Here is a 20,900-nt window from a genome sequence, read left to right on the forward strand (position 1 = left end):
ATGGCCCGGCCCCCGCGAAGGGGAACCGGGCCATCGGGGCGTGCTGGATCAGCTCTCGGGCTGCGCCACGGCGGCAGCGCGCGTGCGGCGGCGAGGTGCCTTCACCGGAGCCGGGGCCGACGCCTCGGCGGACGCGGGAGCCTCGGCGGCGGCCTCGGCCGGCTTCACGGCGCGCGTACGGCGGCGGGGCTTCTTCGGAGTCTCGGACTCCTCCGCGGGAGCGGGGATCCGGGCCTCCGCCGTCTCCGTCACGGCCTCCGCGGTGTCCACCGCGTTCGCCGGGTTCACCGCGCGGGTGCGGCGGCGACGGCGCGGGGTACGCGGCTCGGCAGGGGCCTCGGCGGCCTCGGACGCCTTGGTCGCCGTCTCCGGCGCCGCGGTGGCTTCGGCGGAGACCGCCGTCGCCTCGTTCGCCTCGTCCGACGTCACCGGCGCGCCGTTGCGCGTACGGCGACGCTGACGCGGCGTACGCGGGGCGCGCTCCTCGACGACGGCCGGCGCGGCGGCAGCCGCCGCCGCAGCGGCAGTGGACTTGCGCCCACGGCCGCCCGTCTCGCCGAGGTCCTCGACCTGCTCCGCGCCCAGTCCCGCGCGGGTCCGGTCGGCCCGGGGCAGTACGCCCTTCGTGCCGGCGGGGATGCTCAGGATCTCGTACAGGTGAGCAGACGTGGAGTACGTCTCCTCGGGCTCGTCGAACGGCAGGTCCAGCGCCTTGTTGATGAGCTTCCAGCGCGGGATGTCGTCCCAGTCGACCAGCGTGACGGCGATGCCCTTCGCGCCCGCGCGGCCGGTGCGGCCGACGCGGTGCAGGTACGTCTTCTCGTCCTCGGGCGACTGGTAGTTGATGACGTGCGTCACACCCTCGACGTCGATGCCGCGCGCGGCGACGTCGGTGCAGACCAGTACGTCGACCTTGCCGTTGCGGAACGCGCGCAGCGCCTGCTCGCGCGCGCCCTGGCCGAGGTCGCCGTGGACCGCGCCGGAGGCGAAGCCGCGCTTCTCCAGCTGCTCGGCGATGTCGGCGGCGGTCCGCTTCGTACGGCAGAAGATCATCGCGAGCCCGCGGCCGTCGGCCTGGAGGATGCGGGAGACGAGCTCCGGCTTGTCCATGTTGTGCGCGCGGAAGACGTGCTGCGTGATGTTCGCGACGGTCGCGCCCTCGTCGTCGGGCGACGTGGCGCTGATGTGCGTCGGCCGCGACATGTACTTGCGGGCGAGGCCGATGACGGCGCCCGGCATGGTCGCCGAGAAGAGCATCGTCTGGCGCTTCGGCGGAAGCATCTTCATGATCTTCTCGACGTCGGGCAGGAAGCCCAGGTCGAGCATCTCGTCGGCCTCGTCGAGCACGAGCGAACGCACGTGGGAGAGGTCGAGCTTCTTCTGGCCGGCGAGGTCGAGCAGACGTCCGGGCGTGCCCACGACGATGTCGACGCCCTTCTTGAGCGCCTCGACCTGGGGCTCGTACGCCCGGCCGCCGTAAATGGCGAGCACGCGGACGTTGCGGACCTTGCCGGCCGTCAGCAGGTCGTTGGTGACCTGCTGGCACAGCTCACGGGTGGGGACGACGACGAGCGCCTGCGGAGCCTCGGTCAGCTTCGCGGGCTCGGCCCGGCCCGCCTCGACGTCCGCGGGGACGGTGACGCGCTCCAGCAGCGGAAGGCCGAAGCCGAGCGTCTTGCCGGTGCCGGTCTTGGCCTGGCCGATGACGTCGCTGCCGGCGAGCGCGACGGGGAGCGTCATCTCCTGGATGGGAAAGGGGGACAGAATGCCGACGGCTTCAAGGGCTTCGGCGGTCTCGGAGAGAATCCCGAGGTCTCGGAACGTAGTCAGGGTGCTGCCTCTTCTGTGAGACGCGGCATGACGCGAACGAAGGGGGTCGTACCGTGCCTGTTTCTCGTCCGGCCGTTGATGGGCCGGGTGGCGCGGGACCACGTGCCGTCGCTCAAGCGCTCGTGCCGCTGAGGGGGCCCCTCATCTTGCGGTCGTACGCCTTGGTACGCACCGCGTGGAGGGCTGTCGGGTCGGAGCCGATCGGGCCACCGACCGGGCATCCTCATTCAATTGCGCCGCGAAATACCCTGGGTACTCTGCAGGCGCTTTACCACTGTACCCCGGATTCGCGCAGGTGTGTTGGAACGATTTCCCGGATCGGTGTGACGGGAGTGGCTGACCAGGCCCTTACGTACCGTGCAGAGCGGGCTATTGTGCGGTCCATGGAGACGCCTGACAACGCCATTGCACCCGACGAGACACCCCGGACCGGTATCGCAGCCCAGGACTGGGCGACGGCGTCCGCCGAGCCGCACTACCGCGCCGCGGTCGTGGACCTGCTGGGCGCGCTCGCGTACGGGGAGCTGGCGGCCTTCGAGCGCCTCGCCGAGGACGCCAAGCTCGCGCCGACGCTCGCCGACAAGGCGGAGCTCGCGAAGATGGCGTCGGCGGAGTTCCACCACTTCGAGCGTTTGCGGGACCGGCTGACCGCGATCGACGAGGAGCCGACGGCGGCGATGGAACCCTTCGCGAAGGCGCTGGACGACTTCCACCGCCAGACCGCGCCGTCGGACTGGCTGGAGGGCCTGGTCAAGGCGTACGTCGGCGACTCGATCGCCAGTGACTTCTACCGCGAGGTCGCGGAGCGGCTCGACTCGGACACCCGGGGGCTGGTGCTCGCCGTGCTCGACGACACCGGCCACGGGAACTTCGCGGTGGAGAAGGTGCGTGCCGCGATCGAGGCGGACCCGCGCTGCGGGGGCCGGCTCGCGCTGTGGGCGCGCAGGCTGATGGGTGAGGCACTCTCGCAGGCCCAGCGGGTGGTGGCGGACCGCGACGCGCTCTCCACGATGCTCGTGGGCGGTGTCGCCGACGGCTTCGACCTGGCGGAGGTGGGACGGATGTTCTCGCGGATCACCGAGACGCACACGAAGCGCATGGCCGCGCTGGGGCTGGCGGCGTAACGCCGCAGAGGGACGCTACGCCGCCGCCGAACGGTGGACGCGGCCCCTGGGGCGGATGAGGAGCGACAGCAGGACCGCTCCCACCGCCACCGCGCCGGCCAGTGTCGCGACGACGTGGCCGGGGCCGAGGGCGGAGTGGGTGACGTACGCGCCGAACAGGGCGCCGAGCGGGCCCGCGGCCAGGACCAGGCGCCGTGAGGGCAGTCGGTCTCCGAGCCGGTGGCCGGCCGCCCAGGCAAGGGCGAAGCCGAGGGCGATGGAGCCGAGAGCTTCCAGAATCACGTGGTTTCCTCCCGTGCAGCCGGGTGCGAATGGGTCGTAGCCCGTACTACCCCCGCCTTGCGGAAGGCAACCCTCCCCGGCCCGGTGGAGAGGGCCTGCGGAGAGGCCCGGCGTACAGACGGACGGAACCGGCCCGGTGGGACATCCCACCGGGCCGGTTCCGTCTGTGATGCTGCTGTGCCGTCGACGCCTACAGCGCGCCGAAGCCCACCCTGCGCGTCATCGGCTCGCCGATCTCCACGTAGGCGATCCGGTCAGCGGGAACGAGGACCGTGCGGCCCTTCTCGTCCTTGAGGCTGAGCAGCTGCGCCTTGCCGGCCAGCGCGTCGGATACCGCGCGCTCGACCTCCTCGGCGGACTGCCCGCTCTCCAGAACGATCTCCCGGGGCGCGTGCTGCACGCCGATCTTGACCTCCACGGCTATGTCCCTCCGACGGTCGGTGCTGCGGTGCGCGGTCAGCCGCGCTGTACGCAGCACACATTAGCCCGGTGAGGGGACACGGAACGCTCCGACGCCGCACGCCAGAAGCGAACACGGACTGGGAACACGCTCCCGGGACGATCCGGAAGGCGTTCCGGGGAACGTTCCGAAGGACGCTCCGGAGTACGTTTCCGAGCGTTCCCGGGAACTCCCCGGAACGCGCCGCGTCAGTGCTCCGCGCCGTGCTCCGCGCCGTGCAGCGGGAAGCCCGCGATGCCGCGCCAGGCGAGCGACGTCAGCAGCTGCACCGCCGTGTCGCGCGGGATGGTGCTGCCGCTGGAGAGCCAGTAGCGGGCGACCACCTGGGAGACGCCGCCGAGCCCGACGGCCAGCAGCATCGACTCGTCCTTGGACAGGCCGGTGTCCTCGGCGATGACCTCGCTGATCGCCTCGGCGCACTGGAGCGACACCCGGTCGACGCGCTCGCGCACGGCGGGCTCGTTCGTCAGGTCCGACTCGAAGACCAGGCGGAACGCGCCGCCCTCCTCCTGGACGTACGCGAAATAGGCGTCCATCGTCGCGGCCACCCGCAGCTTGTTCTCCGTGGTCGACGCGAGGGCGGTGCGTACCGCCTGGAGCAGCGACTCGCAGTGCTGGTCGAGGAGGGCCAGGTAGAGCTCCAGCTTGCCCGGGAAGTGCTGGTACAGGACCGGCTTGCTCACGCCGGCCCGTTCCGCGATGTCGTCCATCGCCGCCGCGTGGTACCCCTGTGCGACAAAGACCTCCTGTGCCGCACCCAGGAGTTGATTGCGTCGGGCTCGGCGGGGCAGGCGCGTGCCCCGTGGGCGTGCCGCCTCTGTCTGCTCGGTGGCTGTCACGCCGCCTCCCATGTCTTTCAGTGTCGCGGCCTTTCAACAGCACGGCCGTTCCGTGCGCCGTGTGCGCCACGCCCGCCATCGTACTTTTGGGTAACCCGCCTGTGCGCGGTGCGGACGCAGAATTTCACGGACCGGACAGCCGCGGAAGGCTGATCAGGCGCTGATCAGGAGCTGATCAGCGGTAGTCGTCCTCGTCGAGGGCGACGACGCGGGCCTGTTCCGCGGCGTCCGCCTCGTTCGCGGAGCCGGGGTCGAGGCCGGTCAGCGGAGCGTCATGGTTCTCCTGCCACTCCGTGTGCTGTTCCGCGGCGTCCGCCTCGGAGACGTCGTCGTCGAGTACGCCCGGTGCGTCGAGGGACTCCTCTTCCACTTCCACGAAGGTGTCCGGGTCGGTGGGATCGACAGTCATGCGTGGCTTCCTTCCGGGGAGGAGACAGGGGCGACGCGTACCCCCTTGCTCCGAGGGTAGATCTGTGACGGCGAACACACGATTCAGTACGTGATCGTCTCGTAACATTGCCGCATGTCTCCGACCGAGCTGCCCGGATCCAGCCTCGCCGCCACCGCGGTGCCACGGGTCAGTGCCGTGCGGATCGCCGAGGGCGAGAAGCTGCGCTCCGTCACCCTGCCCGGGCTGACGCTGAACGTACGCACGCGGCCCGCGACGCGCGCCGGCCTCCCGCCCGCGCTGTACGTGCACGGGCTCGGCGGTTCCTCGCAGAACTGGTCGGCGCTGATGCCGCTGCTCGCCGACCACGTGGACGGCGAGGCCGTCGACCTGCCCGGCTTCGGGGACTCCCCGCCGCCGGACGACGGCAACTACTCGCTCAGCGGGCAGGCGCGTGCGTGCATCCGGCTGCTCGACGCGAGCGGGCGCGGACCGGTGCACCTCTTCGGCAACTCGCTGGGCGGCGCGGTCGCCACGCGTATCGCGGCCGTCCGGCCCGACCTGGTGCGCACGCTCACGCTCGTCTCGCCCGCCCTCCCGGAACTCCGGGTGCAGCGCACGGCGGTGCCGACCGGGCTGCTCGCGGTGCCGGGGGTCGCCTCGCTGTTCGCCCGGCTGAGCAAGGACTGGACGGCGGAGCAGCGCACGCGCGGTGTGATGGCGCTCTGCTACGGCGATCCCGAGGCGGTCGAGCCCGAGGCCTTCCAGCACGCCGTGCAGGAGATGGAGCGGCGGCTGCAACTGCCTCATTTCTGGGACGCGATGACACGTTCGGCGCGGAGCATCGTCGACGCGTACACACTGGGCGGACAGCACGGCCTGTGGCGCCAGGCGGAGCGGGTGCTCGCGCCGACGCTGCTGGTGTACGGAGGGCGGGACCAGCTCGTGTCGTACCGTATGGCGCGCAGGGCGGCAGCGGCTTTCCGCGATGCGCGGCTGCTGACACTGCCCGACGCCGGGCACGTGGCGATGATGGAATATCCGGAGGCGGTCGCCAGCGCTGTCCGGGAACTGATCGATGACTGCGGTAGGAGCTGATCCGGCGCGTGGGACGTCATAGTCGCCGAGGCCCCGTCCCCCGGGGGGCAGCCGAGAACCCCGTCATATCCGGTACCGCCGAGGAAGCCGTGGCGGGGCGGGGCGCGGGAAGCGGGCGACGCAGGCGTGGGGAAGAGGCGGGGTACGACACCACGCCGGCGCCCGGGTACCGACAAGGGCCACCGCAGCCACCGCTGCCACCACAGCCACAGCCACAGCCACAGCCACAACCACAGCAGTCACAGCAGCGTCAGCAGTACGGCGGCACTCCGGCTCGCGGGGTGCCGCACGTGCGCGGCGGGCATCCCGAGCAGCGTGAGTCGGGCGGTGGCTGGAGCGTCGCACAGGACGACGGCCGGTACGGCGACTTGCAGGGTGCGCCTCGCGCACCGCAGGGGTCGCATGGGACGCGGGGGGCCCAGGAACCGCAAGGGTCGCAGGGACCGCAGCTGGACTCGACCGGCCCTCGGCCCCGGGTGCGGTTCGCGGCCGGGGCCCGGATACCGGGCCCGCGGCAGGATTTCCTCAAGGCGTTCGACGCCCCGCCCCGGATTCCGTCCGCCCCGCGCGCCCCTTCCGGCACTACGGCAACCGGCCCGGACCGTCGGGAAGCAGGACGCGAAGCCGCTGCTGATGCCCCTGCCCCTGACCCTGCCGCTGCCGGTGGTCGTCATGACCACGACGGGCACGACGGTGGTTTCGGCGAGGCGGGCGACGCGGGCGACGCGGGCGACGCGCCGGCCAGGGGCGGCAAGGGGCGGACCTTCACCGGGATCGCCGCAGCCGCGGTGACCACCGTGCTCGCCGTTGTGGTGGCCGGGCAGGTCGCCCAGGGCGAGAAGGAGTCCGCCGCGGCCCCGGCCGCCGCGGACCGGAGCACCAGGGCGAGCGACACCTCCCGTTCGGACGCCCGGCCGACGCCGTCCCGGGAAGCGGACGCCGCCCCGGCGACGTACGAGCAGCAGATGGCCAGGACGTACCCGATCGACCCGAAGCTGAAGGGGAGTGGCGACTTCGAGGCGATCGGCGGCTTCGACAGGGCGCCCGGCAAGGGACAGAAGTTCTCCTACCGGGTGGACGTCGAGAAGGGGCTCGGACTCGACGGCGCGCTCTTCGCCCGCGCCGTGCAGGAGACGCTCAACGACGACCGGAGCTGGGCGCACAACGGTGCCATGACGTTCGAGCGGATCTCCTCCGGCCGGCCGGACTTCGTCATCACGCTCGCGAGCCCGGGCACCACGGGTGTGTGGTGTGCGAAGTCGGGTCTCGACACGCTCTCCGGCAACGTCTCGTGCGATTCGGCGGCGACCGAGCGCGTCATGATCAATGCGTACCGGTGGGCGCAGGGGGCGGAGACGTTCGGCAAGGACAGGATGTTCGAGTACCGCCGGATGCTGATCAACCACGAGATCGGCCACCGGCTCGGGCACGGTCACAAGAACTGCGAGACGCCCGGCGAGCTCGCGCCGATCATGCAGCAGCAGACGAAGTCGCTGAAGATCGGCGGCATCACGTGCAAGCCCAATGCCTGGGTGTATCCGGGCAATTGAGGCCGTTGTGCACTGGCCGCAGCCTGACCCTCCGTAACCGTAGGGCCCCCTAGCGCGACAGAACGCTACTGCGGGGCGAAAGTTACGCGTGTTCACCCCTTTTGGTGGCGCGACGGACAACCGTCCGTCGCGTCACCGGCATGTCCGCATACGGTCGTCCCGCTGCGAGCCGCCGGACCAACGGCGGCCGCCCGCAAGGGAGATCGGAGGTGCGCCCGTGCGGATCGGACTGCTTACGGAGGGTGGCTATCCGTATGCCACAGGTGAGTCCAGGCTCTGGTGCGACCGGCTCGTGCGCGGGCTCGCGCAGCACGAATTCGACATCTACGCCCTGAGCCGCAGCGCCCGCCAGGAGGCGCGGGGCCTGGTCCGGCTGCCGCCCCAGGTGCGGAGTGTGCGCACCGCACCGCTGTGGACGCCGGAGGACGACGGCAGGACGTACGGCCGACGCGAACGGCGCCGCTTCACCGAGCACTTCGGGGAACTGGCCGGGGCGATCTGCGCGCCGGGCGGAGGACCGGACGGAGAGCCGGGCGGAGAGCCGGGCGGAGAGCCGGGCGGAGGAGGCGCGGGCGACCGCTTCGCCGGCGGTCTCTACGGGCTCGCGGAACTGGCCACGGAGCGCGGCGGACTCCCCACCGCCCTGCGCTCCGAAGCCGCCGTACGCACCCTCGAAGCCGCCTGCCGCACCCCCGGCGCCCACCGCGCGGTGCACGCCGCGAAGGTCTCCGATTACCTCGAAGCCGTCGGCCTGCTGGAGCACGCGCTGCGGCCCCTGTCCCTGGACTGGTACGACGCACAGGGCCTCGGCGCCGTCGACCTGTGCCACGCGGCTTCCGGCGGGTCCGCCGCTCTGCCGGGGCTGCTCGCCCAGCGCTTCTTCGGCGTCCCGCTGCTGGTCACCGAGTACGGCGTACAGCTGCGCGCGCACTACCTCGCGGCCGGCGGCACGTCCCGGAGCATGCCGGTGCGGACGCTCCTGGCCGCCTTCCACGGCAGGCTCGCCGCCGAGGTGTACGCCCGGGCCGCCCTCATCACACCGGGCAATGCGCACGTCAGGCGGTGGCAGGAGCGATGCGGCGCCGACCGCGCCAAGCTGCGTACCGTCTACCCCGGCATGGAGTCCGGCCGTTTCGCGGCCGTGGGGGAGGGGGACGACGGCGGTGACCCCCGCACGCTGGTCTGGGTCGGCCGCGTCGAGCCCGCCAAGGACCTCGTCTCGCTGCTCCACGCCTTCGCCGGGGTGCGCAAGGAGGAGCCGCAGGCCCGGCTGCGCATCGTCCACGGCAGGCACGGGCAGGGCGGCGAGGCCGCCGCCTATCTCGCGCACTGCAAGGCACTCGCCGCCCAGCTCTTCCCCGACGAGGCGGCCGACGCGCACGCCGTCGGCGACAATCCCGTCTCCTTCGAGGACATCGGCGGCCCCGAGGCGGCGGACCTGGCCGACGCGTACGCCGCGGGGAGCGTGGTGGTGCTCTCCAGCGTCGTCGAAGGCTTCCCGGTCAGCCTGGTCGAGGCGATGTTCTGCGGACGCGCCACGGTCTCGACGGACGTCGGCGCGGTCGTCGAAGTCATCGGCGGTACGGGCCTGGTGGTCCCGCCGCGCAATCCCCGCGCACTGGCCGACGCCTGTGTGGCGCTGCTCCGTGATCCGCGGCGGCGCGAACGGCTGGGTGCGGCGGCGCGCGCACGCGCGGTCGAACTCTTCACGGTCGAGCAGAACATCGAGGCATTTCGCGGCATTTACCTGGAGCTGATCTCGCACTGCCCGGTGCGTCGCGAAGCGCTCGGGACGGACGGTGAGCCCCTGCTCTTCGCCAACCCGGCGGAAGAGCATGTGCCGGGCCACTGGGCGGGAGGCGGCGCGGGCGGTCCGGGCGGCGGGGCGCCGGGGCCGCGCTGGGCGGGGGGCGCCGGTGCGGCCCGGCCGGTGGGCGCGGGGGCGGGCGCCGGGCCGGGGGAGCGCGGTGTCTGAGCGGCCCAGCCGGCAGGACCCGGCGAGATCCTCCGCAAGCGCAAGCACAACCGCAACCGCAACTACGACCTCGACCGTCAGCGCAGGAGGTACGCCGATGAGCGCATCCCGTACGCCGGCCGCCCCCGGCGGGTGGGGCGGCGACTCGCGGACACCGGCGGCCGTGGCCGTACCGGAAGCGGCGCCCGCCGCCCCCGGTCGCGGCGGGGGCTCCGGGACCCCCGCGCCGCGCCGCGGGCCCGCCGACCCCGTACGGACGCTCATGCACCGGCACCGGGAGCTCTGCGAGCGGGCCGTCGATCCACTGGAGATCGCCGCCGGCCTCGAAGCGCACGGGGTGACCGACAGGACCGCCGCGCGCTTCCGCCACCGGGACGTCTTCGCGCTCGCCGAGGAGCTGTACGCACGCGTGCCGCGCATCGGTGACAGCGTCCGGCGCCCCCCGGCGCCCGAGACGCCCGCGCGCACCGGCTGGACCGCGTACGCGCTGCTGCCCGGCGCCGCCTGCGTCCTCACCGCCGCTGGGGTCGAACTCGCTTCCGGCCAGGCGACGTCGGTGGTCGGCGCGGCAGGGCTCCTGGTCGCCGCGGCCACGCTCGCCCTGTCCCTGCGCCACGGGCCCCTGCGCGCCGAGGGGCGCACGGCGCCCGCCGCGCGCCTGTGGCTGTGCTGGCTGCTCGGATACGCCGTCTTCGGCGACGGACTGCTCGGCCGGCTCCTCACGGGCGGTCCCGGTACCGGTCCCGGTCCTGGACCCGGCCCCGGTCCTGGTCCCGGCCCCGGCCCCGGCTTCGAAGGGCTCTGGCCTGTGGCGACAGCGACGCTGGTGGCCCTCGCCGCCGCGTTGGTCCCCGCGGCCTGGTGCGCGCACCTCATCGCCGTACAGGCGCGGCGCAAACTCGTCGCGAGCCGTGGCACCGAGGAGTTCGCGGCGGCGGCCCGGCCCCTCGTGCTCGGCGTCACCGGACTGTTCGTGGGCGTGCTCCTCTGCCTCCGCATCGGGGCGGGAAGCGTGACCGGTGACAGCGGGTGGGCCGCTCCGGCGTCCGGCGTCGCCCTCGGTGCGCTCCTCTTCCTCGCCCGACTGCTCACCGTCCACGGCTTCTCCAGGTCCGCATCCGCCGGGCTCGCCGCCGCGTCCGCCGTGCAGATCGCCGCGCTTTCCGCCGTACTCGCCGCCCGCCTGCCCGGCTGCGGCTTCCTCGCCCGGCCCGTCGAGGTGCTCGTGGAGGCCGGTGGCGCGGGCGCCGTCCCGGCCGCCGCCTGCACCCTGGCCGCGCTCGCCCTGTTCGTCCACGCCGCGGCGGCGCTCTCCCGCGCCTCCGCCCACGCGCCCGGACCCGGCACGCCCGACGCATCCGGCACATCCGGTCCGCAGGGCCCGCACTGACCCCACAGATCCGCCACCGCCACCGCCACCGCCACCGCCACCGTCCCAGCCACCGCCTCCCGCGGAGCCGACGTCGCGGGCATACACCGCAGCACTCACCGAAACATCCCCGAAGGAGAACGTGACCATGACCCCCCAACCCCCAGCAACAGCCGGTCGGCACCGAGGGGACGCGCGATGAGGGTCCTGCTGCTGGGTGCCAACGGATATCTCGGCCGCTTCGTCGCCGACCGGCTGCTCGCCGACCCGGCCGTGCAGCTCACCGCCCTCGGTCGGGGCGACGACGCCGACGTACGGTTCGACCTCGCCACCGGCAGTCCCGGTGCGCTGACCCGCTTCCTGAACGCCGTCCACCCCGGAGTCGTCATCAACTGCGCGGGCGCCACCCGCGGCGGCGCCCGCGACCTGACCCGGCACAACACCGTCGCCGTCGCCACCGTCTGCGAGGCCCTGCGCCGCAGCGGCTGCGGGGCGCGCCTCGTCCAGCTGGGATGCGCCGCGGAGTACGGTCCCTCGCAGCCGGGGTCGTCCACCGCCGAGGACGCCGTACCCCGCCCCGGCGGCCCGTACGGCGTGAGCAAGCTCGCCGCCACCGAGCTGGTCCTCGGCTCCGGGCTCGACGCCGTCGTGCTCCGGGTCTTCTCACCGGTCGGGCCCGGCACGCCCGCCGGCTCACCACTCGGCCGGCTCGCCGAGGCGATGCGCCGCGCGATGCAGTCCGGGGACGGCGAGCTGAAACTCGGCGGGCTCGGCGTGCAGCGCGACTTCGTCGATGTGCGCGACGTGGCGCGCGCCGTGCACGCCGCCTCCCTCTCCGCCGCGCAGGGCGCCATCAACATCGGCACCGGCCGCGCGGTCCGGCTGCGGGACGCCGCGGCCGTCCTGGCCAGGGTCGCGGGCTACGGCGGCGCCCTGCACGAACTCGACGCCCCTCCCGGTCACGCCGCGGGCAGCGCGTCGGCGGCGGCGCGCAACGGGGGAGTGGGCAGCGTGCTCGCCTCGGTGGGCGCACCGCGCGGCGAGATGGCCCCGGAGCACCTGGGAGCCCCCTACCCGTACCCGGACGGCTGCGGCAGCTGGCAGCAGGCCGACGTGCGCACCGCGCGCGACCGGCTCGGCTGGCGTCCCCGGATCAACCTGGAGGAGTCGCTCGCCGACATCTGGATGGAGGCCGCGTGCCGCATCTGACCACGCCCCGGCCGCACCGGGCCGCGACCGCCGCCGACCGCATGGGCTTCGGGGTCCCCGGCTACGCCCACCCGCTCGTCGCCCCGGTCGAATGGGCCGAACTCACCCGTCCGGGGGCCCCCTTGCACTGGGTGGTGCTCAACGTCTCCAACGGCCCGGGCGCCCGCCCCGACCCGCACTGCCTGGAGGCCGCGGGCCGCATCCGCAACGCCGGTGTCAGGGTGCTGGGCCGGCTCGATGCGGCGTACGGAGCGAGATCCTTCGGCGAACTCGTCTCCGACGCACACCGGTTCCGCGACTGGTACCGGGTCGACGGCTTCTACCTGGACCGCTGTCCCACCGGCCGGACAGAGCTCCCCGGGGTGCGGCGCCTCAGCACCGCGCTGTCCGCACCGGCCGACGGCTGCGGCCATCTGGTCCTCGGACACGGCACGCACCCGCATCCGGGCTACGCGGAGACCGCCGACCAACTGGTGACGTTCTCGGGGCCGTGGGCGGACTACCGCTGGTCACAGGTGGCGGAATGGACCGCGGACCACCCGCCCGAGCGCTTCTGCCACCTGGTGCACGGCCTGCCGCGTACGCACCTGGAGGAGGCCGTGCGGATCGCCCGCTGGCAGGGCGCCGGGACGGTCTTCCTGACCGACCGCGGCGACCATGACGGACAAAACGATCCATTCGAGACACTGCCCGGCTACTGGGACGAAATCGTCTCGCGGATCGGACCGGGTGTCTCGGAATGAGGAGGGGCGTGGCAGTGTTACGCGGAGAACAACCGTACTGATTGACCGACCTACGGAGTCCCCGTGTCGCTGCCACCCCTGGTCGAGCCCGCTGCCGAGCTCACTGTCGACGAGGTTCGCCGGTACTCCCGCCACCTGATCATCCCGGATGTCGGGATGGACGGGCAGAAGCGGCTGAAGAACGCCAAGGTGCTCGCCGTGGGCGCCGGCGGCCTGGGTTCGCCCGCGCTGATGTATCTCGCGGCCGCCGGCGTGGGAACGCTCGGCATCGTGGAGTTCGACGAGGTCGACGAGTCGAACCTGCAGCGCCAGATCATCCACAGCCAGGCCGACATCGGCCGCTCGAAGGCCGAGTCCGCCCGTGACTCGGTCCTCGGCATCAACCCCTACGTGAACGTGGTCCTTCACGAAGAGCGGCTCGAAGCCGAGAACGTGATGGAGATCTTCTCCCAGTACGACCTGATCGTCGACGGCACCGACAACTTCGCGACCCGCTACCTGGTCAACGACGCGTGCGTGCTCCTGAACAAGCCGTACGTCTGGGGTTCGATCTACCGCTTCGACGGCCAGGCGTCCGTGTTCTGGTCCGAGCACGGCCCCTGCTACCGCTGCCTCTACCCGGAGCCCCCGCCGCCGGGCATGGTCCCGTCCTGCGCCGAGGGCGGCGTGCTGGGCGTGCTCTGCGCGTCCATCGGCTCCATCCAGGTCACCGAGGCGATCAAGCTGCTGGCCGGCGTGGGCGACCCGCTGGTCGGCCGGCTGATGATCTACGACGCCCTGGAGATGCAGTACCGCCAGGTCAAGGTCCGCAAGGACCCGAACTGCGCGATCTGCGGCGAGAACCCGACCGTCACCGAACTCATCGACTACGAGGCCTTCTGCGGCGTCGTGTCCGAGGAGGCGCAGGAGGCGGCGCTCGGCTCCACGATCACTCCCAGGCAGCTCAAGGAGTGGATCGACGCCGACGAGAAGATCGAGATCATCGACGTCCGCGAGCCGAACGAGTACGAGATCGTCTCCATTCCGGGCGCGCGGCTGATCCCGAAGAACGAGTTCCTGATGGGCGCCGCCCTCCAGGACATGCCGCAGGACAAGCGCATCGTCCTGCACTGCAAGACGGGCGTCCGCAGTGCGGAGGTCCTCGCGGTGCTCAAGTCCGCGGGCTTCGCGGACGCGGTGCATGTCGGTGGCGGCGTCATCGGCTGGGTCAACCAGATCGAGCCGGAGAAGCCGGTCTACTAGGTCTTCGCCGGCGCAAGCAGGAGGGGCCGTCCCGCACGTCACGTGCGGGACGGCCCCTTTCCCCGGTGCGAGCCGGACCCGTTCTGTACGGACCAGGTCCGGCGCTCCGCGCGGCTTTCGGTCACGCGGCGCAGGTGGTGCCGTTCGCCGGGACCTCGCCGTCCAGGAAGTACGGGTCGACGGTGCGCGCTATGCACGCATTGGCCGTCAGGTACGCGCCGTGGCCCTCGCCCTCGTACGTGATCTGTACGCCGACGCCCCTGCCGAGCTCCTCGACCATCCGCAGCGAACCCTCGTACGGCGTGGCCGGGTCGCCCTTGCCCCCGATGACGAGGACGGGAGCCGCGCCCTCCGCGCCGACCTCGGGGGTCTCGTGCTCCCCGTCGACCGGCCAGGAGGCGCACCAGCCGGCCAGGTCCCAGGCGAGGTACGGGCCGAAGGCGGGGGAGACCTTCCGGAAGTCGGCCAGATGGACCGCCCTGACCCGCTCGCCGCTCACACGTCCCTTGGCGTCGGCACAGGAGATGGCGCGCTGGGCGTGGTGCGCCGTGCCGTAACGCCCTTCCTGGTCGCGGTCGTTGTACGACTCGGCGAGCGTCAGCAGCGTCGTGCCGTCGCCGTTCTCGGCTTCGCGCAGGGCCTTGGTCAGCGTCGGCCAGCCGTCCTCGCCGTACAGCGGGGTGATGATGCCGGTGACCGCGAGGCTCTGCGTCAGCGGGCGGCCTGTGCCGGTGGTCAGCTGCTTCTTGTCGAGCCGGTCGAGCAGTCGCACGACGCGCGCGGTACCCGCCTCTGCCGTGGTGCCGGTGCTCCTGAAGTAGTTCTCCAGCGCGCGCTGGAAGCCCAGGGCCTGGTTGCGGGCGTGGCGGACGAAGTCCGCGGACGGGTCGACGACCGCGTCCAGCGCCATGCGGCCGACGTTCTCCGGGAACAGGTGGGCGTAGGTGCCGCCCAGCTCCGTGCCGTAGGAGAAGCCGAAGTAGTTCAGCTTCTTGTCGCCGAGGACGTGGCGGATCAGGTCCATGTCGCGGGCGGCACTGCTCGTACCGACGTACGGCAGGACCTTTCCGGAACGCTTGACGCAGCCCGCGCCGAAGGCGGCCGAGTCGTCGAGGTAGGCCTTTTCCTCGGCGGGGGTGTCGGGGGTGGAGTCCAGCCGGAAGGATGCCTCGGCCTGCTTGTCGTCCTGGCAGACGACGGCGGAGCTCTCCGCGACGCCGCGCGGGTCGAAGCTGACCAGGTCGTAGCGGGCGTGCAGGGTGTCGAACGCCGGTGCCGCGCCGGGCAGCCCCGCCACGCCGGAGCCGCCGGGCCCGCCGAAGTTGAACAGGAGCGAACCGATGCGCCGGTCGCCGTCGGTGGCCTTGGAGCGGATCAGCGCGATGCCGATCGTGCCGCCGTCCGGCTTGCGGTAGTCCAGCGGTGCGGTGAGGGTGGCGCACTGCCAGTCGCCGCCGGGGGCCCGGGCGGCGCTGCCGTCCGCCTTGCGGGGCGCGGCGCACCGCTTCCAGTCGAGCTGCTGGCCGGTGAGTGCGGCGGGGAGGGCGGGGGGCTGCTCGCCGTCGTCATGGCCGCCCCGGGGGGCGGCGGAGGTGGCCGTCGTGGACGTGGGGGACTTGTCCCGGCCGCCCGTGGAACCGCTGCCGCAGCCGGTGGCGGCCCCCGCCGTGAGCAGCGCAGCGGCCGTCAGGGCGACTGCCCGTACAAGATTCGCCATCGCGGCCCCACAGACACCAGCATTCGAAAACGGATTCGTCATCCTAGGCGGAGCCACTGACAGGACCAGTGGCAGGACCAGCGACAGGACCAGCGACAGGGACACGGGCAGGGCCGCCGGCAGGCTCACGGGCAGACGGTCCCGGCGGCCGGGACCTTGCCCCTCAGCAGATACGCCTCCACCGCTCTCCGCACGCACTGGTCGCCGTTGTTGTACGCGCCGTGGCCCTCGCCCTTGTACGTCAGCTCGATGCCGACGCCTTTGCCCAGCTCGCCGACCATCTTCTTCGCTCCTTCGTAGGGTGTCGCCGGGTCGCCGGTGGTGCCGATGACGACGATGGGGGCCGAGCCGGGCGCGCTCACGTCGGGGGTGTCCCACGTGCCGGGCACCGGCCACTCGGCGCAGCCCATCAGGCCCCAGCCCAGGGGGCCGCCGAAGACGGGCGAGACCTTGCGGAACCCGGGGAGCTTCGCCTTGGCCTGCGCCAGGTCGTAACGCTCCTTGTTGTCCACACAGCTGATGGCGGTGTTGGCGGCGCCGATATTGCTGTACGAACCGTCGGGGCTGCGGCCGTTCAGGGAGTCGGAGAGGCTGAGCAGAAGCTCGCCGCTGCCGCTGTCCGCCTCGTCGAGGCCCTGCTCCAGGTACTTCCAGTACTCCTTGGAGTAGAGGGTCTGGATGATTCCGTTGGTGGCGTGGCTCTGCGTCAGCTCGCGGTCGCCGATGCCCTTGACGGGCTTCCCGTCGAGCCTCTGGAGGAGGTCGGCGACGAAGTCCTCGATCTCTTCCACGGAACCGCCGGGCAGCGCGCACTCGTCACCGCGTTCGACGCAGTCCTCGGCGAAGTTTTCCAGGGCGAGCTGGAACCCCTCGGCCTGGCCGAGCGAACTCTCCTCGGAGGACCGGGTGGGGTCGACGACGGCGTCGAAGACCGCCCTGCCGACGTTCTCGGGGAACAGGTGCGCGTAGACGCCGCCCAGTTCGGTGCCGTACGAGAAGCCGAAGTAGTGCAGCTTGTCGTCGCCGAGGACCTGTCTCATCAGGTCCATGTCGCGAGCGGCGTCGGCGGTGCCGACGTACGGGAGCTCGTCGCCCGAGTTCTCCTCGCAGGCGGAGGCGTACGACGCGAGGCTGTCGGTGAAGGTCTTCTCCTCGGCGGCGTCGTCCGGGGTGCCGTCCTGGGCGTAGAACTCGTCGAGCTCCTTGTCGTCCTGGCACTGGATGCCCACGCTGCGGCCGACGCCGCGGGGGTCGAAGCTGACGAGGTCGTAACGGGAGCGCAGCCGCTCGTAGTTCGCGGCCAGGGAGGGCAGGCCGGTCACGCCCGAAGCGCCGGGGCCGCCGAAGTTGAAGACGAGGGAGCCGATGCGGTTGTCCGTGTCACGGGCCTTCGCGCGGATGAGCGCGATTTCGATCGTCTCGCCGCCGGGCTTCGCGTAGTCGCGCGGGGCCTCCATGAAGGCGCACTGCCAGGCGTCGCCGCCGGGGAGGGGGGCCGGGGAAGCGCCGCCGCCCTCCGCGACGGACGGGGCGGGACAGTCCGCCCAGTCCAGCTTCTGGGTGGCGAAATCCCTGTCCCCGGTCCCGCCCTCGCCCTGGCCGCCGCTGCCGGAACAGCCGGCGAGGGACACGAGAACGGCGGTGGTGGCGAGAACGGCCGTGGCACGCAGGGCGGCGGAAGTCGGCATGGATCCATCGTGCGACGGGGCGCGGGAGCGTGCGCTCCGGGAGCGCCATTCGGGACGGCGCGGGCAGCCGTGCCGGCCGTACGCGCCGGGGTACGGCTCAGAGCGCGACCAGGGTGACCTCCGTCGCCTTCACGCTCACCCATACCCGCACGCCCTCCGCGAGTCCCAGTTCCGCGGCCGCCGCCGGAGTGACTTCCGCGACGACCTCGGGGGCCGCGTCGATCAGGACGCGCAGACGGCTCCCGTGCGCCGTCAGCTCGCGGACCGTTCCCGGCCAGTTGTTGCGCGGACTTCCCGTGGGCCGGTTCCGGTGCACGGACACGGCCTCGGGTCCCACGACGGCGAGGCCCGGGGCACCGCCGGGGAGCGGTTCCGCGGCGATCAGGTGCGCGCCGCCGCGCAGCTCCAGGCCGTCGGCCGTCGTCGTGCCGGGCCAGGCGTTGCGGCCGAGCATCCGGGCCACCCAGGGCGAACGCGGATGCCGGGCGACCTCCGCCGGAGGGGCGTACTGCACGGACTCGCCCTCCTCCAGTACGAGGACGTGGTCCGCCAGCGAAACGGCCTCGACCGGATCGTGCGTGACGATCAGACAGACGCCGGGGAAGCCCGCGAGGTGGTCGCGCAGGGCGTGCCGGACGTGGGCCCTGGTCGTCTGGTCCAGTGCGGCGAGCGGCTCGTCGAGGAGGAGGAGCCGGGGGCGTGCGGCGAGGGCGCGGGCGAGGGCGACGCGCTGCGCCTGGCCCCCCGAGAGCTGGCCGGGCCTGCGGTGCGCGAGGTGGCCGACGCCGAGCCGGTCGAGCCACTCCTGGGCCTCCGCGCGCGCGTGTGCCTTGGAAGCGCCCTGGGAGGTCCTCCCGTACGCCGTGTTGGCGAGTGCGGTCATGTGCGGGAACAGCGCGCCGTCCTGCGGCACCCAGGCGATGCCGCGCCGGTGCGGCGGGAGCGCAGCGACGTCCTGTTCACCGAGCCGGAGAGAGAGTGCGGTGGCCCGGTCGGTGAGTCCGAGGAGGGCGCGCAGGAGGGTGGTCTTGCCTGCCCCGTTGGGTCCGACGACGGCGACCGTACGGCCGCCCGCGACGTCGAGCCCCACGCGCGCGTGCCCGTCGATTCGGGCGGCCAGCGGCCACCGGGGAATGTCACCGGACCGGTCACCGGACAGGCCACCGGTGTCACCGGACAGGCCACCGGCGTCACCGGCGGAGGCTCCGTTCCCGGGAACGGAGCCCGGGCCCCCGGACAAGGCACCCGGGAACAGCGCGTCGTCCTCAAAAGCCGACGCAGGCGCCGTCACCGGCGCGCCGCGGTCCGTGCCCTGCGGGCCCAGCCAGCGGCCCCGCAGAGCGACCAGTACCGCTGTCGCCACCGCGAGCAGCAGCAGGGACACCGCCACGGCGCCGTCCGGGTCGCTCTGCAGCAGCAGGTAGACCTGGAGCGGCAGGGTCTGTGTGGTGCCCGGCAGATTGCCGGCGAAGGTGATCGTCGCCCCGAACTCGCCCAGGGCCCGCGCCCAGCACAGCGCCGCACCCGCGAGCAGTCCCGGAGCGACCATCGGAACGGTCACCGTGAAGAACGTGCGCAGCGGTGACGCGCCGAGCGAAACAGCCGTCTCTTCGTACCGGGGGTGCAGCCCGGCCAGTGCCCCCTCCAGGCTGATCACCAGGAACGGCATCGAGACGAACGCGGACGCGACGACCGCCCCCGCCGTCGAGAACGGCAGGGTCACCCCGAACCAGTCCGACAGCTGCCCGCCGATCAGCCCGCGCCGCCCGTACCCCTGAAGGAGCGCCACACCGGCGACCGTCGGCGGCAGCACCATCGGCAGCATCACCAGAACGCGCACCAGAGCCTTGCCGCGGAAGGAGACCCGCGCCAGCAGCCACGCCAGCGGCACGCCGAGTACGAGCGACAGGAGCAGCGCCCACCCGGAGACCACCAGTGACAGGCCGAGCGCCTCGGTCACGGCGGGCGCGGACAGCCGCCGGGGCAGCGACGACCACGGCGCGCCGGCGAGCACCCCCGCCAGCGGGAGCAGCAGGAAGGCGACAGCCAGCCCCGCCGGAAGCGTCAGCGTGAGCGGCGCACGCCCCTTCAGCCCCTTCACCGGGCTCACGGCGCCTGGAATCCCGCGTCACGCAGCAGCTTCTGCGCCTTCGGGGAAGCGAGCCACCGCACGAATTCCGAGGCATCCCCGCTGTGCTCCGAGTCGTCGAGGACCGCGGCCGGGTACGACGCGACCGCGTTCTGCGCGTCGGGTACGGCGACCGTGGTGACCTTGTCCCCGGCCGCCGCGGCGTCCGTCACGTACACCAGACCGGCGTCGGCCTCGCCCAGCTCCACCTTGCTCAGCACCGCGCGCACGTTCGGCTCCTGGGAGACGGGCTTCACCTTCACCCCCGCCCCGTCCAGAATCTTCTGGCTGTAACGGCCGACCGGCACCTCGGGCGCGGCGAGAACCACCTTCAGGCCGCCCCTGGAGAGGTCCTTCAGGCCGCCGATCCTCTCCGGATTGCCCTTCGCGGTGGCGATGGTGAGGCGGTTCCTGGCGATGACGACCGGGTCGCCGGTGTTCTCCTCCAGCCCGTCCATGGTCTTGGTGTCGGCGGTGACCAGCGCGTCGGCGGGCACTCCCTGGCGCACCTGGGAGGCGAGTTCCTGCGAACCGTTGAAGGAGAAGGTGACCTCCGTGCCGGGGTGTTCCTTCTCGTACGCCGCTCCGGCCGCCTCGAAGACACCGGTGAGCGAGGCCGCGGCCAGCACGGTGATCTCGGTGGTACCCGTCTTCCCGCCGGCCGGCGGGCCCCCGTCGCCGTCCTCGGCGCCACAGGCGGCCAGCAGCGGGACGAGCAGCGAGGCGGCGATGACGGGCAGGACAGTACGGCGCACGGAAACCCCCGGGGTGTCGGTCACGGACGGCGGGAACACGGCCGGTTCACGCACGGTCGATGTGGACATTGGTCGACTTCACGCGGGCCACCGCCTCCATCCCGACCTCCAGGCCGAGCTCCTCGACGGCCTCCCGGGTCAGCAGGGAGACCAGTCGGTGCGGGCCCGCCTGTATCTCGACCTGGGCGGCGACATCGCCGAGCTTCACCGCGGTGATGATCCCGGCGAAGGCGTTGCGCGCGGTCGTGTACGGGACCTCGCCGTGCTCGTTGGCCTGCTGGGCCAGCTCGACGGCGTACGCCGCGAGAACGGGCCCGTCGATCAGCCGCCGGCCGGTCTCGTCCCTGCGCGTGGTGAGCCGACCGGCGTCGGCCCAGCGGCGGACGGTGTCGGGGCTGACGCCGAGGAGCCGCGCCGCCTGCTGAGTGGTGTAGGACCGCATGTGCGGCAATGTAAGGCCGCTGGGGCCGCGCCTGCAAGGAAGATCGGCGGATACTCCTGGC

Annotated in this window: 19 protein-coding genes; 8 read left to right on the forward strand and 11 right to left on the reverse strand. The window is 72.6% G+C overall.

Features of this window, described 5'->3' with window-relative positions:
• Positions 1 to 48: 48 nt before the first annotated feature.
• Positions 49 to 1,740, reverse strand: coding sequence for a DEAD/DEAH box helicase (locus tag ACWDZ4_RS01610; protein WP_451506458.1), 1,692 nt, complete (start codon positions 1,738 to 1,740; stop codon positions 49 to 51).
• A 473-nt stretch (positions 1,741 to 2,213) separates the two neighbouring features.
• On the opposite strand from ACWDZ4_RS01610, the gene ACWDZ4_RS01615 reads away from it, so the two are divergent.
• Positions 2,214 to 2,954, forward strand: coding sequence for a ferritin-like fold-containing protein (locus ACWDZ4_RS01615; protein WP_451506459.1), 741 nt, complete (start codon positions 2,214 to 2,216; stop codon positions 2,952 to 2,954).
• 15 nt (positions 2,955 to 2,969) lie between these two features.
• On the opposite strand, the gene ACWDZ4_RS01620 is transcribed toward ACWDZ4_RS01615, so the two are convergent.
• From ACWDZ4_RS01620 to ACWDZ4_RS01635, 4 genes are all read right to left on the reverse strand, one after another.
• On the reverse strand, positions 2,970 to 3,236 hold the full coding sequence (locus tag ACWDZ4_RS01620) for a hypothetical protein (protein ID WP_451506460.1): 267 nt from the start codon (positions 3,234 to 3,236) through the stop codon (positions 2,970 to 2,972).
• Between the two features lie 190 nt (positions 3,237 to 3,426).
• Positions 3,427 to 3,654 carry a DUF3107 domain-containing protein gene (locus ACWDZ4_RS01625; protein ID WP_344497090.1) on the reverse strand — a complete coding sequence of 76 codons (228 nt, stop codon included), beginning with the start codon at positions 3,652 to 3,654 and terminating at the stop codon, positions 3,427 to 3,429.
• A 230-nt stretch (positions 3,655 to 3,884) separates the two neighbouring features.
• Positions 3,885 to 4,535: a TetR/AcrR family transcriptional regulator gene (locus tag ACWDZ4_RS01630; protein WP_451506461.1), complete on the reverse strand. Its 651-nt coding sequence runs from the start codon at positions 4,533 to 4,535 to the stop codon at positions 3,885 to 3,887.
• Between the two features lie 175 nt (positions 4,536 to 4,710).
• Complete coding sequence (locus ACWDZ4_RS01635) at positions 4,711 to 4,944, reverse strand: hypothetical protein (protein ID WP_451506462.1); 234 nt, start codon at positions 4,942 to 4,944, stop codon at positions 4,711 to 4,713.
• 114 nt (positions 4,945 to 5,058) lie between these two features.
• Between ACWDZ4_RS01635 and ACWDZ4_RS01640 the strand changes: the two genes are divergently transcribed.
• Positions 5,059 to 6,021, forward strand: coding sequence for an alpha/beta fold hydrolase (locus ACWDZ4_RS01640; protein ID WP_451506463.1), 963 nt, complete (start codon positions 5,059 to 5,061; stop codon positions 6,019 to 6,021).
• 239 nt (positions 6,022 to 6,260) lie between these two features.
• Here the strand turns inward: ACWDZ4_RS01640 and ACWDZ4_RS01645 are convergent, their stop codons facing one another.
• Positions 6,261 to 6,425 carry a hypothetical protein gene (locus ACWDZ4_RS01645; RefSeq protein WP_451506464.1) on the reverse strand — a complete coding sequence of 55 codons (165 nt, stop codon included), beginning with the start codon at positions 6,423 to 6,425 and terminating at the stop codon, positions 6,261 to 6,263.
• Positions 6,426 to 6,497: 72 nt separating this feature from the next.
• Here ACWDZ4_RS01645 and ACWDZ4_RS01650 point away from each other — a divergent pair, with 72 nt between their 5' ends.
• From ACWDZ4_RS01650 to moeZ, 6 genes are all read left to right on the forward strand, one after another.
• Positions 6,498 to 7,571 (forward strand): DUF3152 domain-containing protein, encoded by a 1,074-nt coding sequence (locus ACWDZ4_RS01650; protein ID WP_451506465.1) that lies wholly within the window; start codon positions 6,498 to 6,500, stop codon positions 7,569 to 7,571.
• Positions 7,572 to 7,788: 217 nt separating this feature from the next.
• Positions 7,789 to 9,546: a DUF3492 domain-containing protein gene (locus tag ACWDZ4_RS01655; RefSeq protein ID WP_451506466.1), complete on the forward strand. Its 1,758-nt coding sequence runs from the start codon at positions 7,789 to 7,791 to the stop codon at positions 9,544 to 9,546.
• A gap of 97 nt (positions 9,547 to 9,643) precedes the next feature.
• The gene (locus ACWDZ4_RS01660) at positions 9,644 to 10,936 is read left to right on the forward strand and encodes a hypothetical protein (protein WP_451506467.1); all 1,293 of its coding nucleotides are present in this window, start codon (positions 9,644 to 9,646) and stop codon (positions 10,934 to 10,936) included.
• A 177-nt stretch (positions 10,937 to 11,113) separates the two neighbouring features.
• Positions 11,114 to 12,124, forward strand: a complete 1,011-nt coding sequence (locus ACWDZ4_RS01665; RefSeq protein ID WP_451506468.1) for an NAD-dependent epimerase/dehydratase family protein — start codon at positions 11,114 to 11,116, stop codon at positions 12,122 to 12,124.
• Complete coding sequence (locus ACWDZ4_RS01670) at positions 12,112 to 12,867, forward strand: spherulation-specific family 4 protein (protein ID WP_451506469.1); 756 nt, start codon at positions 12,112 to 12,114, stop codon at positions 12,865 to 12,867. The genes ACWDZ4_RS01665 and ACWDZ4_RS01670 overlap by 13 nt, the downstream gene beginning before the upstream one ends.
• A gap of 63 nt (positions 12,868 to 12,930) precedes the next feature.
• Positions 12,931 to 14,109, forward strand: coding sequence for an adenylyltransferase/sulfurtransferase MoeZ (gene moeZ, locus ACWDZ4_RS01675; RefSeq protein ID WP_451506470.1), 1,179 nt, complete (start codon positions 12,931 to 12,933; stop codon positions 14,107 to 14,109).
• Between the two features lie 121 nt (positions 14,110 to 14,230).
• Here the strand turns inward: moeZ and ACWDZ4_RS01680 are convergent, their stop codons facing one another.
• From ACWDZ4_RS01680 to ACWDZ4_RS01700, 5 genes are all read right to left on the reverse strand, one after another.
• A complete protein-coding gene (locus ACWDZ4_RS01680; RefSeq protein WP_451506471.1) occupies positions 14,231 to 15,826 on the reverse strand; it encodes an alpha/beta hydrolase in 1,596 nt (531 codons plus the stop codon).
• Positions 15,827 to 15,951: 125 nt separating this feature from the next.
• Entirely contained in the window at positions 15,952 to 17,514 is a 1,563-nt protein-coding gene (locus tag ACWDZ4_RS01685) for an alpha/beta hydrolase (protein WP_451506472.1), read from the reverse strand.
• 97 nt (positions 17,515 to 17,611) lie between these two features.
• Positions 17,612 to 19,624 carry an ABC transporter permease gene (locus tag ACWDZ4_RS01690; protein WP_451506473.1) on the reverse strand — a complete coding sequence of 671 codons (2,013 nt, stop codon included), beginning with the start codon at positions 19,622 to 19,624 and terminating at the stop codon, positions 17,612 to 17,614.
• On the reverse strand, positions 19,621 to 20,466 hold the full coding sequence (modA, locus tag ACWDZ4_RS01695) for a molybdate ABC transporter substrate-binding protein (protein WP_451506474.1): 846 nt from the start codon (positions 20,464 to 20,466) through the stop codon (positions 19,621 to 19,623). The genes ACWDZ4_RS01690 and modA overlap by 4 nt, the downstream gene beginning before the upstream one ends.
• Positions 20,444 to 20,839 (reverse strand): TOBE domain-containing protein, encoded by a 396-nt coding sequence (locus ACWDZ4_RS01700; protein WP_451506475.1) that lies wholly within the window; start codon positions 20,837 to 20,839, stop codon positions 20,444 to 20,446. Before ACWDZ4_RS01700 ends, modA begins: the two co-directional genes overlap by 23 nt.
• Positions 20,840 to 20,900: the final 61 nt, after the last annotated feature.

This window comes from Streptomyces sp. NPDC003016 (assembly GCF_053591455.1).

What these genes read in the sequence shown, in the direction of transcription:
- ACWDZ4_RS01610 (WP_451506458.1), bottom strand. Translation starts at nt 1,740, where the DNA reads ATGACGCTCCCCGTCGCGCTCGCCGGCAGCGACGTCATCGGCCAGGCC.
- ACWDZ4_RS01615 (WP_451506459.1), top strand. Translation starts at nt 2,214, where the DNA reads ATGGAGACGCCTGACAACGCCATTGCACCCGACGAGACACCCCGGACC.
- ACWDZ4_RS01635 (WP_451506462.1), bottom strand. Translation starts at nt 4,944, where the DNA reads ATGACTGTCGATCCCACCGACCCGGACACCTTCGTGGAAGTGGAAGAG.
- ACWDZ4_RS01640 (WP_451506463.1), top strand. Translation starts at nt 5,059, where the DNA reads ATGTCTCCGACCGAGCTGCCCGGATCCAGCCTCGCCGCCACCGCGGTG.
- ACWDZ4_RS01645 (WP_451506464.1), bottom strand. Translation starts at nt 6,425, where the DNA reads ATGCGACCCCTGCGGTGCGCGAGGCGCACCCTGCAAGTCGCCGTACCG.
- ACWDZ4_RS01660 (WP_451506467.1), top strand. Translation starts at nt 9,644, where the DNA reads ATGAGCGCATCCCGTACGCCGGCCGCCCCCGGCGGGTGGGGCGGCGAC.
- ACWDZ4_RS01665 (WP_451506468.1), top strand. Translation starts at nt 11,114, where the DNA reads ATGAGGGTCCTGCTGCTGGGTGCCAACGGATATCTCGGCCGCTTCGTC.
- ACWDZ4_RS01680 (WP_451506471.1), bottom strand. Translation starts at nt 15,826, where the DNA reads ATGGCGAATCTTGTACGGGCAGTCGCCCTGACGGCCGCTGCGCTGCTC.
- ACWDZ4_RS01685 (WP_451506472.1), bottom strand. Translation starts at nt 17,514, where the DNA reads ATGCCGACTTCCGCCGCCCTGCGTGCCACGGCCGTTCTCGCCACCACC.
- modA (WP_451506474.1), bottom strand. Translation starts at nt 20,466, where the DNA reads ATGTCCACATCGACCGTGCGTGAACCGGCCGTGTTCCCGCCGTCCGTG.
- ACWDZ4_RS01700 (WP_451506475.1), bottom strand. Translation starts at nt 20,839, where the DNA reads ATGCGGTCCTACACCACTCAGCAGGCGGCGCGGCTCCTCGGCGTCAGC.